Annotated in this window: 8 protein-coding genes; 7 read left to right on the top strand and 1 reads right to left on the bottom strand. The window is 59.2% G+C overall.

Annotated features, from left to right (window positions below):
• Positions 1–90: 90 nt before the first annotated feature.
• Complete coding sequence (locus tag ASE07_RS00145; protein WP_057288777.1) at positions 91–723, top strand: ANTAR domain-containing response regulator; 633 nt, start codon at positions 91–93, stop codon at positions 721–723.
• A 4-nt stretch (positions 724–727) separates the two neighbouring features.
• On the opposite strand, the gene ASE07_RS00140 is transcribed toward ASE07_RS00145, so the two are convergent.
• Positions 728–2,830, bottom strand: coding sequence for a putative bifunctional diguanylate cyclase/phosphodiesterase (locus ASE07_RS00140; protein WP_162256850.1), 2,103 nt, complete (start codon positions 2,828–2,830; stop codon positions 728–730).
• 262 nt (positions 2,831–3,092) lie between these two features.
• Here ASE07_RS00140 and ASE07_RS00135 point away from each other — a divergent pair, with 262 nt between their 5' ends.
• From ASE07_RS00135 to ASE07_RS00110, 6 genes are all read left to right on the top strand, one after another.
• Entirely contained in the window at positions 3,093–6,017 is a 2,925-nt protein-coding gene (locus ASE07_RS00135) for a sensor domain-containing protein (RefSeq protein WP_156396307.1), read from the top strand.
• Between the two features lie 104 nt (positions 6,018–6,121).
• Positions 6,122–7,150, top strand: coding sequence for a Bug family tripartite tricarboxylate transporter substrate binding protein (locus ASE07_RS00130; protein WP_057288774.1), 1,029 nt, complete (start codon positions 6,122–6,124; stop codon positions 7,148–7,150).
• Positions 7,151–7,167: 17 nt separating this feature from the next.
• A complete protein-coding gene (locus ASE07_RS00125) occupies positions 7,168–8,253 on the top strand; it encodes a PAS domain-containing sensor histidine kinase (RefSeq protein WP_057288773.1) in 1,086 nt (361 codons plus the stop codon).
• Between the two features lies 1 nt (position 8,254).
• Positions 8,255–8,893 (top strand): response regulator, encoded by a 639-nt coding sequence (locus ASE07_RS00120; RefSeq protein ID WP_057288772.1) that lies wholly within the window; start codon positions 8,255–8,257, stop codon positions 8,891–8,893.
• Positions 8,894–9,175: 282 nt separating this feature from the next.
• Positions 9,176–11,557, top strand: coding sequence for a DUF6351 family protein (locus ASE07_RS00115; RefSeq protein ID WP_057288771.1), 2,382 nt, complete (start codon positions 9,176–9,178; stop codon positions 11,555–11,557).
• A gap of 123 nt (positions 11,558–11,680) precedes the next feature.
• Positions 11,681–12,661 (top strand): tripartite tricarboxylate transporter substrate binding protein, encoded by a 981-nt coding sequence (locus ASE07_RS00110; protein WP_082583859.1) that lies wholly within the window; start codon positions 11,681–11,683, stop codon positions 12,659–12,661.
• The last annotated feature ends 244 nt before the right edge of the window (positions 12,662–12,905 follow it).

Below are 12,905 nucleotides of genomic sequence, written 5' to 3'. Positions count from 1 at the left end.
CGAAGTACTTTGTCATGCATTCCGGGGTTTCGCTAGAATGGACGCGGTCATCCGACCATTGATTTCCGTCTTGCCAGGAGTGCCCAGCCAATGCCCGCTCAAGTTGTCGCCAGCCACCACCTTCTTATCGTGGATGACGATGCGCTCATTCTTGCTTTCGTCGCCTCGGTGCTCACGTGCGCCGGCTATCATGTAACACAGGCCGACTCGGGTGAGACAGCCTTGTCGCTCGCCCTGGAAAATCCGCCGGACCTCGCGCTGCTGGATGTCGCGATGCCCGGCATGTCAGGCATCGAACTGGCTCGCCGGCTGCAGGAAGAGACGACGACGCCGGTCATGTTTCTGTCCGCGCATGGTGAAATCGATATCGTCAAGGACGCCACGGCCCTTGGAGCGGTCGGTTATCTTGTCAAGCCGGTCGAGGCCACCCAGATCGTGCCAGCGGTCGAAGCTGCGCTGGCCCGGGCCGAAGATATCAAGCGCCTGCGCCGCACCGAGGCCAATTTGACAACAGCGCTGGCAGCCGGCCGTGAAACCAGCATGGCCGTCGGTTTACTGATGACCCGCTTCCAGACGGACCGGGAAACCGCGTTCGAGGTACTGCGGGATTTTGCCCGCTCGCGCCGGCGCAAGATCAATGAAGTCGCTGATGAATTGCTGAAGGCGGAAGAAACGCTGAACGCTTTCAGGAGCGCATTTCTGGAACATGCCCGAAGCAGGTAATCCTTTAATGTAGCCCGGCCCGACGGTACCAGGCGCTGAACTCGGCACCCGGCATAGGCCGTGCCAGGAAATAACCTTGCGCCTGATAACAGTGGCGCTGCTCCAGAAAGCCGCGAACCTCCTCCGACTCCAGCCCTTCAGCGATCACCTCGATGCCGAGTGAATGACCGTACACGATCGCCGCTTCGATCACCGCGATGCTTGCCCGGTCGTTCGGCAGCGTCGCGATCAAAGAGCGGTCAATCTTTACGCGATCGATGGGCAGGCGGCTGAGCTGCTCCAGGCTGGCATAGCCGGCACCGAAGTCATCGAGCGTGATGCGCATGCCGAGCGCCTTCAACTCGTTCAGTGCGCAGACCGCATAGTCGAGATTGCCAGTCAGTGCACGGTCGCTGATTTCAAACCAGAGCAGTCTCGGATCGATGTCGAGCCTCGGCATTGTGCTGGCAAGGGCATTTGCCAGACTGGCATCACGAAATTCCATCGCAGACAGGTTGATGCCGATCTCGATGGCACGCAAGCCTTCCTGTCGCCAGCGACCGTGCTGGGCACAAGCTTCGCGCAGTACCCAGCCGCCGATTTCACGCATCATGCCATTCTGTTCGGCCACCGGCAGGAAGACGTCCGGCGGCACAAAAGAGCCATCGGCTCCGGGCCAGCGCAACAGCGCTTCGACGGCCATCAGCCGGTGCGTATGCATGTCGACGATGGGCTGAAAATACAACTGCAGTTCGTTATGCGCAAAGCCGGTACGCAGGCGCTGGTCGATCTGCCCCGGATCGACAATCGCATCGCCACCACCCGCGTAAAAGCGGTAGCTGGCCTTGCCGCGCTGTTTGGCTTCATACATTGCCGTATCGGCATTGCGCAGCAGGGAAGCGATATCCTTCCCATGGCCGGGAAAAAGGCTGATGCCGATGCTGGGCGAGGTGCGCAATTCAAGATCCTGGATGCGGTAAGGCAGGCTCAGTTGCCTAACCGCATGCTGCGCGGCATGCGCTGCTCCCAGGGCATTGTCGAGCTGGGTTACCAGCACCACGAATTCGTCGCCGCCCAGCCGGCCGATGATGTCCTGGGAGCGGAATGAGGTCTTGAGCCGCATCGCAACCTCCTTGAGAACCAGGTCGCCGATGTGATGCCCATAGCTGTCGTTGATCGGTTTGAATTCATCGAGGTCGATGAACAAGACCGCGAACAGCTTGCCACTACGCTGCGCCGCCGACAGCCAGCCGTCCGCCAGTTCCAGCAGCAATGCGCGGTTTGGCAGGCCGGTCAGCCGGTCATGCTGAACCGTCTGGCGCACTTGTTCTTCACGTTGCTTGTGGTCGGTAATGTCGAGGTGAGTGCCGATCATGCGCTGCGGCCGGCCATGTTCGTCGAGCACCAGCCTTGCCTTGGCCTGGATCCAGCGATAGCTTTTATCCCGGTGCCGGAAACGAAATTCGATTCGATAGTCCTGTGTCGGGTTTTGCAGGAAGTCTTGAATGCGTTCCTGGGTCATTCTCAGGTCGTCAGGATGGACCCGTCGCAGCCATTCGTCAAAGCGATTGGTAATTTCATGATCCTGGTAGCCGATCTGCCGTTTCCAATGGGGTGAAAAGTACGCATCGTTGCTTGCAATGTCCCACTCCCAAAAGCCCAGGCTCGCCATATCGACCGCAAGTTGCAGTTTGGTTTCCGCGTCCTGCAGGCGTAATTCGGCAAGTTTTTTGTCGGTCACATCGGAAAATGTGGCGACTGCCTCAACAATGCCTCCCGTCGCATTACGGACCGGCCTGGCGTTGACGAGCAGACAGACGGTCGTGCCGTCACCGCGCAGATAGTTGATTTCTTCCGGCCCGACATGTTCGCCGCGCAAGGCACGGATGATCGGGGATTGCTGCGGATCGGCCGGACGCCCTTCGAACACGATTGCGCCATGGGCGGTATGGCTGTCAAACCCCGGCATCGTGCGTAACGGCAGGCGCAGCAGGCGCAGCGCCTCGGCGTTATTGAAGAGCAATTTACCGCTGGGTGCTTCCGCGATGGACACACCAACCGGCATCTGATCCAGCACTTCGGCCAGATGCCGAAAGCGCAGATGAGGATCGTTTAACGGGTCGTCCAATAGCATGTTTCCCAATCGAAGACGGGACTTCAGTTCAGCTGGTAGACCGGGAAAGGCAGCCGTTGTTTCGCCTTTTGGTCAATAAATCCATCTACAAGTGGTAGAAATGCAAAATGTTTTGTCTTGATCAAGCGCTGTTTCCTGCAAGTCAGACAGTACTTGTGCTTTCTCACCCATGTTGCTTATGGAAAGAAACCCATGACCCGGCTTGCTGTCTGATCAAAACGTCCAGACGCGCGCTGCGCCCACCACGATCATTTCCATGAAACTTTTGTTCCAAGAGGCAAGCCAGGCTGATGAACTGTATCGCCTGATTATCGACAATGCGCTCGATGCGTTCGTCGCGATCGACCATCACAGCCGTATCGTTGAATGGAGCGACGGCGCCGAAAGAACCTTTGGCTGGACAAAGGAGGAGGTTGTCGGACGTCTTCTTACCGACACGATAGTTCCGGAACGATTTGCCGCCGCACATGATGCAGGTTTGAGGCGATACCTGGACGGCGGGCCAGGACGTATTGTGGGACGCCATGTTGAAATGCCGGCGTGCTGCAAGGACGGCAGAGAAATCCCGGTCGAGCTGACTGTTACGCCGATGGAGATGCCGGGCAGTCCGCTGTTCTTCGCTTCGCTGCGTGATATCTCTCAACGCAAGGCGCTGGAAGAATCCTTGCATCAGCATGCCAATATCACGACCTCGGTGCTCAACAGCATGGCGGACGCCGTGGTCGTCGCCGATCTCGATGAGCGGCTCATCATGGTCAATCCGGCCGGCCAGCGCTTGCTGGATCCTGATCGCATCGGCTTGACGGAAGGCCAGTCGCTGGACGTCATTCAGCTGTACCGGACTGACCAATTGACGCCCTATCCGCACAATGAGCGGCCGATTCCACGTGCATTGCGCGGCGAACATGTGGACGGACTGGTGGCATACGTGCGCCACGCGGGCGATGGCGAAGGTGTATGGGTCAACGCCAATGCGCGTCCGTTGATGGATATCCAGGGAGCGCTGGTTGGTGGCGTGGTGGTGTTCCATGACATTACCGAACTGCGCCGGCGCGAAGAAGCCATGGCCCAGCAGTCGCGGCTGTTGCAGAAGCAGGCAAGTTTGCTGGACCTTGCGCGGGATGCGATCCTCGCCCGCACGACCGAAGACGTCATCACTTACTGGAATCTCAGCGCTGAAAAGCTTTATCAGTATCCGCGCGAGGAAGCGGTCGGCCAGGTCAGCCACGTCCTGTTGCGTACGCGATTTCCGCAACCGCTCGACGAAATCCGGGCAATTGTCCAGCGCGACCATTACTGGGAAGGCGAGGTCATCCACGTTGCCAGAGACGGCCGTGAAATGATCATCTTCAGCCAGTGGGCGCTTGAGTTCCACAATGGCCAGCCTTATCGCTATCTTGAAACCAATGCCGACATCACCCAGCAAGTCGAGACGGAGCGTGCGCTCAAGCAGTCGCAGCAGGACTTCCGGCTATTGGTCGAAGCATCGACCGACCATGCGATCATGATGATCGATCCGCAAGGGGTGATTGCCAGCTGGAACTCAGGCGCTGAACGTATCTTCGGCTACACCGCGGACGAGGCGATCGGCCGTTCAATCGACGTGTTGTTTACCAGGGAAGACCGTAGCGTCGGTACGCCATTGCATGAACTCGAAGAGGCAAAAAGCAGCGGCCGGTCCGACGACGACCGCTGGCACCAGCGCAAGGATGGCGAGCGCTTCTGGGCAACCGGTGCCGTGACGCCGCTATGGAATCCGGATGACAGCCTGCGCGGTTACGTCAAGATCCTGCGCGACCAGACCACCCAGCGGCTGGCGGAAGAGCAGACCCATTTCCTCGCCAACCATGACGGCCTGACCGGCTTGCCGAACCGGGTCTACTTCAGTAATCAGTTGCACCAGTCACTGTCCCTGTCACAGCGCAACGGCATACCCTTGGCCATTCTCCTGCTGGACCTGGACCGGTTCAAATATGTCAACGATACCTTCGGCCACCATACCGGCGACCTGCTGCTCAAGGAAGTTGCGCTGCGCATTCGCTCCTCGATCCGGGAGTCCGACTTTATCGCCCGCCTGGGCGGGGATGAATTCGTCATCATTCAGATGGATGTGTCGCAACCGGATGCGTCGGAGACCCTGGCGCGCAAGCTGGTGATCGAACTGGGACGCCCATTCCAGCTTGAAGGTCAGGAAGTGTTGAGCGGCACCAGCATCGGTCTTTGCGTGTTTCCGAAAGACGGCAAGAGTTCGGTTGAATTGCTCAAGCGCGCCGACCTGGCGCTGTACCGTGCAAAAAATTCCGGGCGCCATAATTTTCAGTTCTATACCTCGGACCTGTATTCGGAACAGACCTGGAAAAAGGATCGCGAGGCGGCGCTGCGCGGCGCATTGAAGAATCACCAGTTCGAGCTCTACTATCAGCCGCTGGTCGAACTGAGCAGCTGGAAGATTTCCACGGTCGAAGCGCTATTGCGCTGGAACGCCACCGAGCTCGAAACCGTGCTGCCGGGAGAGTTCCTGGAAATTGCCGAACAGAGCGGCCTGATCGTCGAGATTGGCCAATGGGCGCTGCGTGAAGCCTGCCACCAGGTACGGCGCTGGCAGGCGCAGGGGCTGAGCGAGCTGCGCCTGTCGGTCAACTGCTCGGCGCGGCAATTCAATGATCCGAAGTTCGTTGCGATGATTCCCTTCATCCTGCAAGAAGAGGGCTTGCCGGCTGCCTGCCTGGAGCTGGAAGTACCCGAATCCATGCTTGCCCAGCATCCGGAAATCAAGGAGCAGTTGTCCTTTCTGCGAGGGTTGGGCATCCGGCTCACCATCGACAACTTCGGCACTGGCGCCACCGCGCTGATCGACTTCAAGGATTTTGGTATCGATGCGCTGAAGATTGACAAGGCGTTCGTGCAACACGTGCCGCACCGCCGCGAAGACTCGGCGATTACCTCGGCCATCATCAGCCTCGCGCACAACCTCGGCATCAGCGTGGTGGCGGGCGGCGTGGAAACCGCGGAACAGCTTGCGTACCTGAAGGCGCGCGACTGTACCGGCGCACAGGGCTTCATCTTCAGTCCGCCGTTGCCGGCGCATGAATTCGAAGAACTGATGCTCAATGGTAGCTGGGCACGAGTGAACCGCATTCCCGGAATGAATGACGGACTCACGGTCAACGACCTGCATTGACGTCGACGTAGTTTCCTTCCGCACTTTCCTTCAGCGCCTTGCGCGGGTGCTCGCTATACTGTGGCAGCTCATACCTATTCAACCGATTCGTCCAGGAGACCCGCATGACATCGAAGCGGAATGCATTGCCCAACCCGCGCCGTCGTATCCTTTCCATTGCCGTCCTTGCCCTGGCTGCACATGCTCCCTGGGCCGCCGCGCAGTCCCCGGATTTTTCGGCATCCGGCAAACCGATTACCTTTGTCGTTCCTTTTCCACCGGGTGGTCCGCTCGATGCGGTTGCCCGTATTCTTGGTGAAGCCGTACGTCCCGCCTTGGGCAACGTGGTGGTCGAAAACCGGTCGGGCGCCGGCGGCAACATCGGCATGGACGTAGTGGCAAAGGCCGCACCCGATGGACACACACTCGGCATGGGTGCCTTGTCGACCCACGCGATCAATCCATGGTTGTATCCACGCATGCCTTTCGATCCGCTCAAGGATTTTCAGCCGGTTACGCTGGTGGCCGACCTGCCTAATGTGCTGGTGCTCAATGCCGACTTCGCCGCGCAAAACGGTATCCGCAACGTAGGCGACCTGATCGCCTACCTGAAGCGCAATCCCGGCAAGGTCAATTTCGCCTCCGGCGGCAATGGCAGCGGTGGCCATCTGGCGGCGGAACTGTTCAAGCAGGCAGCCGGCGTCTACATGGTGCACATACCCTACCGTGGCGCCGCACCTGCGCAGACCGCCCTGCTGAGCGGGGATGTGCAAGTGATGTTCGATAATCTTGGTTCGGCCGCTCCACGCATCCGGGAAGGAAGGATCAAGGCGATCGGCGTGACGACCTTGCGCCGCGCATCAGCCTATCCCGACTTGCCGACCGTCGCCGAGAGCGGCGTTTCCGGCTTCAAGGATTTTGATATCAGCACCTGGTTCGGCATTTTTGCACCCGCCGGCACACCGCCGGCCATCGTCGACAAACTCAACAAGGAATTTACCGCGGCGCTGCGTTCGCCAGCCGTGCGTGAACGCATGCTGAAACTGGCCGCCGAACCTGCGCCAACCACACCCGCTCAATTCGGTGACCTGGTGCGCCGCGAAAACCGCCGCTATGAAAGCGTGGTGAAACGGTCGGGCGCCAAGGTCGATTGATGCGAAGTGAAACCGGGATGAGCGACAGCAGCCACGAATTCGATATCACCAGCATTCCGTTTCGCGGCCTGGTGGAGCAGGCGCTGGCAGGCGTCTACATCATCCAGGATGAAGTATTTCAATACGTGAATGCTACCTGGGCCGCCATGACCGGGTATCTGCCCGAACAACTGATCGGGCAGCCCGTATCCCGCTTCGTGCCGCCCGATGATGTTGCAGAAGTCAGTGCTCGCTATCATCGTCGCGTATCCGGTGTCGAGCCTAGCATGCGATTCGTGGTGCGTGGATTGCATCGGGACGGCAGCATCGTTTTTATCGATGTGCACGGCATGGCACTGGAATACCGTGGGCGCCCCGCCGTGGTCGGCGTCGGCATTGAAGTGACCGAGCAGCTCGAACAGACGCGGCAGTTGCGGGAATCACGGCAGCAATACCAGAAGCTTGCCGTTTACCTGATCGCGGCACGCGAGCGCCAGCGCTCGGCCTATGCGCGGGAAGTGCATGATGTGCTGGGCGGCTTGCTGACTTCCATGAAACTGAATGTCGGCCGCATCCTGCGCCGTACCGAGCACGATGCGCAGAGCGAGATTCGGGAAATCGCCGATGACCTGAACGGGCTATTGCAGGAAGCCATCAACAATGTGCGCGAGATTTCCGAGTCGCTGCATCCGCAGGCGCTGGAGTATCTCGGACTGGCGACGGCCATGGCATCGTATCTTGAGCGCTTTGAAACACGCTCCGGCATCCGGGTCACCATGCAGCCGAAGGAGTTGCATATTCCCTTGAGCAGTTCGCGAGCGACCATGGCTTACCGCATCTTCCAGGAAGCGATGACCAACATCGCACGCCATGCGCAAGCGACCGAGGTGACCGTGCTGGTGGCCTGTGATGCCGAATCCCTTCGGGTCGAAGTCCGCGACAATGGCAGCGGCATGCCGTTGCGCGCCAACGCCACACCCGACCTGAATGCACCCTGCTTTGGTATCCTGTCCATGAAAGAACGGGCACGCGAGCTTGGGGGCACACTGGATATCGGCTCGGCACCAGGGCAGGGGACGCGCATTGTGCTCATCGCACCGCTCGACGCCAACGAGGACTTGTAATTTGATTAAGCTGATGATCATTGACGACCATGCCATGTTCCGGTCGGGCCTGAAAAAAATGCTGCATGACGAACCGGATTTCCAGGTCATCGATGAAGCGGGCGACTGGGCCGAAGGCCTGTCAAAACTGCGCAGTCATGTGCAACTCGATGTTGTTCTCCTCGATATCAATCTGCCTGCACGCAGCGGTTTCGATCTGCTGGAAGTCATCCATGCCGAATTCCCCGCGCTACGGGTCATCATGCTCAGCATGTATTCACAGCAGCAGTACGCGCTACGGGCATTGCGTGCCGGTGCCCACGGCTATGTGGCGAAAGATATGGAAGCCTCCGACCTGATCGGCGCGATCCGCACTGTCCTCAACGGCAAAAAGTATATGTCGGCCGAGGTGACGGAAATACTGATTTCTTCGCTCAATGGCCCCGAAGATAATCCCTCGGAACCAAAGAAGCTGTCGATACGTGAAGCGCAGATTTTCGACATGCTGGTGCGCGGCGAGTCGCTGACCATGATCGCAGCCCGGCTGTCGATCAGTGTGAAAACCGTGAGTACCTATCGCAGCCGGATCCTGGAAAAGCGCGGCCTGACCACCAATGCGGAACTGATCCAATATGCGGTGCGTAATAACCTGATTGATTAGCAAGGCATGCCTTCCATGCCATCTGATTAATCGCAAACTTCCCGATTCCAGAAACAGAGCCACGCCTGCCGTCGCGCTGCACTTAACGTCACTAACCCGACGATCGCGTGAAATCGCAGTGCAGCATCTGCCCCACGGTCGCCATGTCAGAACTTTCCGACATGCGCGCCTGCGCTTTCCGACTTGTTGGCTTCGCCGCCTCTTCCTATCATTTTTTGCGTCTGCGCGCCGTATGCCGCGGAAGGCGCCTGCGGGCGACCAAAATAACATTCTGGAGACGATATGAACTACAACACGCCGTGGTTACGGGCTCTTCCCGTGACCGCCATCAGCCTTGCACTGGCTGCCTGCGGTGGAGGCGGCAGCAATGACGCCGCCGCACCAGACATCAAGGTACTGTCCAGCCGGGCCGACTTTGTCAGCGGCGGCGACGCGCTCGTCGAAGTCAGTGTTCCGACCGGTGTCAATGCGTCCGACATCAAGGTCGACGTGGGTGGACGCGATGTCACCAATGCCTTCACGGTACGCAACGGTCGCCTGGCTGGTCTGGTCAGTGGCCTGGCAAATGGTGACAACACCATCACCGCCCAAGGCAATGGCTTCAAGGCGGCCAGCCTGAAAGTCACCAACTATCCGGTCGGCGGTCCGATGATTTCCGGACCCCAGGTACAGCCCTGGGTCTGCGCCACACCGACTGCACAGGCAGAATCCGGCAGCACGCCGTCCAGCAACGGCAGCGGCCTGTCGACCACGGCAACCGATGCACAGTGCAACATCAGGACGGAAGTCCGCTATTTCTACAAGACGAATGTCGCCGGTTGCGCCAACGCGCTGCCCGACCCGACACCACCCGCTGTCGCGCCGGCCAACGTCTGCTTCAGGCCCTACGATCCGGCAGCCCCGGCGCCGACCGACATGGCAACCACCACGACCGATGCCGGCGTTACAGTTCCGTACATCGTCCGTCGCGAGCGCGGCACGGTGAACCGCGGCATTTACGATATCGTCGTACTGGCCGATCCGAGCAAGCCATGGACCGCGACTGCGCCGCAATCGACCTGGAACGGCAAGGTGCTGTACCAGTTCGGCTCCAGCACAGGCCAGCCACGCAAGCAGTTCCGCCCGCAAGGTTCATGGGCCGACGACAAGTCGCTGTCGCGCGGCTTCATGGTGGTGCAGAACAGCCTGACCGATTCCCAGTACAACTCGAACCGCGTGCTGATGACCGAAACGGTCATGATGATGAAGGAGCGCATCGCCAAGAATTTCGGCGAGATCAAGTTCACCATGGGCGCTGGCTGCTCGGGTGGCTCGATCAACCAGAACACCGCTTCGTCCATCATGCCGGGCTTGCTGGACGGCATCCAGCCGACCTGTACCTACCCTGATTCGGAAACCACCACAATGGAAGTGCAGGACTGTGTGCTCCTGGTGGAAACCTACCAGAAGCCTGAATGGCTGGCACTGATGACCGCAGCCGGCTACACCCAGGCGCAGATCAATGCCAAGAAAGCAGCGATCAATGGACACGTCGACCAGACTGCCTGCCATGGATGGAACAACCTGTTCGGCAACAACAGCAAGCCGGGCAACTTCTTTGCACGGACGGTGACCGACCACGTCACGGGCACCATTACACAGGCTCCGGCGACCACCAATAACTGCGGCCTGCCGGCATCCGCGGTGTATGACCCGGTCAGCAATCCGAACGGTCCGCGTTGCGGCGCGCTCGACAGTGCCGTTGCCATCTTTGGCAAGGTTCCCGGAACCAACTTCGCTCGAGATACCCGCGACAACGTTGGCGTGCAGTACGGTTTGAAAGCCTTCGTCAGCGGTGCCATCACGGCGGAAGAGTTCGTCACACTGAACGAGAAGATCGGCGGCGTGAACCGTGATTCGGTGTTGTCGGCCAACCGTACGACAGCGGATCAGGAAGGCCTGGACATCGCTTATCGCGCCGGCATCGTCACTAGCGGCAAGCAGCTGGCGAAGACACCGATCATCGATATGCGCGGCTGGGATGACTCGCTGCTGGTGCCGCTCGCCAACGGTGCAGTCGGTTCCGCTGCCGGTCTGACAGGCATCCACCATGTATGGCGCAGCTTCGAGTTGCGTGATCGCATGGACAAGGCCAATGGCAATCACGACAACCATGTGATGTGGCGTTACGGACGCAATGGCTTCGCTCCTTCGGCAGCCGTCGCGCTGGACTCTTTCCTGACCATGGACAAGTGGCTGACCAACCTGAAAGCCGACACCAGCACGACACCAATCGAGCAAAAGGTGGTCAAAGCCAAACCAGCTGAAGCGGTTGACTTCTGCTACCTGAGCAGCGACGTGACGCAAAGCACCAAGGTTACCAACAAGGCGATCTGCGATGCCGACTCGTTCCTGCGTCCGGCCAGTTCGCCGCGCCAGGTGGCTGGTGGGCCGTTGTCGGAAGACATTCTGAAGTGCCAGTTAAAGCCAGTCAATGCGGCCGACTACGCACCTCAGGCAGTGAGCGCGACACAATTGCAACGTCTGCAGGCAGTGTTTCCGACCGGTGTCTGTGACTGGAGCAAGCCTGGCGTGGGCCAGCAGGATGCTGTTTCGCCGATGAGTTACGCAGCCGGTGCCGGTGGCCAGCCTATTCCAGCCGCGCCGGTATCGGCAGCACGCTGATCCTGAAACGCTGAGAATCCAGGTCAGCATGGCTCGCATCCTGTCGGGATGCGAGCCATTTTGTTATGCTGTGTCCGCACTTGTATTTACGATGGATTCGTTGTATCGCATGAGGAGACAAATATGAGCCAATACAAAATTACCCGAAGAAATTTTATCAAGGCATCGGCAGCCGCCGGCGCCACCATTGCGCTTCCCGCGCTTGGGCAGGCGCAATACCCGTCACGCCCGGTACGCCTGCTGTGCCCATGGCCGGCGGGCGGTTCCACCGACGTGGTGATGCGCGCGTTCGGCGATAGCCTGGCCAGAACGTTGGGCGGCACCGTGGTCGTGGAAAACAAGCCCGGCGCTGGCGGCATCCTGGGCGCAGTCGAACTGGCCAACGCGCGGCCGGACGGCTACACGCTGTCGCAGCTTCCTTTGGGCATCTTCCGCCTGCCCCACATGCAAAAGGTCTCTTTCGACCCGATGAAGGATTTGACCTATATCGCCTGCCTGACCGGGTATACCTTCGGCATGGTGGTGCGCGCCGATTCGCCAATGAAAAGCATCCAGGACGTGGTTGCCTACGCCAAGGCCAATCCGGAATCGTTCAGCTATGGATCGACAGGCACCGGCACGACCCCGCACCTGGTCGTCGAACAATTTGCCAAGCGGGCAGGGATCAAGCTGCTGCATATCCCGTTCAAGGGCAATGCCGATGGCATGCAGGGCTTGCTTGGCGGACATGTGATGGCGCATAGCGATGCGACCGGCTGGGCTTCCGCGGTGGAAGCGGGCAGGGCGCGTCTGCTGGTCACCTATGGCAGCAAGCGCACGAAGCGCTGGCCAAATGTGCCTACCTTGCAGGAACTGGGCTATCAAACCGTTTCCGATTCGCCGTTCGGCATTGGCGGCCCGAAAGGCATGGACCCCGCATTAGTGAAACGCCTTCAGGATGCGCTCAAGAAAACCCTCGAAGATCCGCTGGTCACGGCGACGCTGGACAAGTTCGACCAGCCCATTATTTATATGGATAGTGCGGGGTACACCAAGTTCGCTCAGGACACCTTCCGCGAAGAGAAGGAAATGATCGAGAGCATGGGCCTTTCGAAGAAGACTTAATTATTCTGTAAATTCACCTGCGATATGACGGTATCTGATAAAAGCTGCCGTCATATATTTCTTCTTCTATCTTCTATACAAAAGCGATCAGGCTTTTGTTGGCAACAGGCTATCGAGCGATCCGCAGGTGTGGTGGTCGACGGGGAAACTGTCAAGGCCAGCGTGGCAGTTGGGGTGACAACCCTGAACCCGCAGGATGACAATGTGCGTAGCTGAATCAAGCGCGCGGACGTCGGGCTCTACA

This window comes from Noviherbaspirillum sp. Root189, from assembly GCF_001428545.1.
Classification (GTDB): domain Bacteria; phylum Pseudomonadota; class Gammaproteobacteria; order Burkholderiales; family Burkholderiaceae_D; genus Noviherbaspirillum.
The sequence above is the reverse complement of the archived record's forward strand: the minus strand, read 5'-3'. Positions and strand labels throughout refer to the sequence as shown.

What these genes read in the sequence shown, in the direction of transcription:
- ASE07_RS00125 (WP_057288773.1), top strand. Translation starts at nt 7,168, where the DNA reads ATGAGCGACAGCAGCCACGAATTCGATATCACCAGCATTCCGTTTCGC.
- ASE07_RS00135 (WP_156396307.1), top strand. Translation starts at nt 3,093, where the DNA reads ATGAAACTTTTGTTCCAAGAGGCAAGCCAGGCTGATGAACTGTATCGC.
- ASE07_RS00115 (WP_057288771.1), top strand. Translation starts at nt 9,176, where the DNA reads ATGAACTACAACACGCCGTGGTTACGGGCTCTTCCCGTGACCGCCATC.
- ASE07_RS00110 (WP_082583859.1), top strand. Translation starts at nt 11,681, where the DNA reads ATGAGCCAATACAAAATTACCCGAAGAAATTTTATCAAGGCATCGGCA.
- ASE07_RS00145 (WP_057288777.1), top strand. Translation starts at nt 91, where the DNA reads ATGCCCGCTCAAGTTGTCGCCAGCCACCACCTTCTTATCGTGGATGAC.
- ASE07_RS00130 (WP_057288774.1), top strand. Translation starts at nt 6,122, where the DNA reads ATGACATCGAAGCGGAATGCATTGCCCAACCCGCGCCGTCGTATCCTT.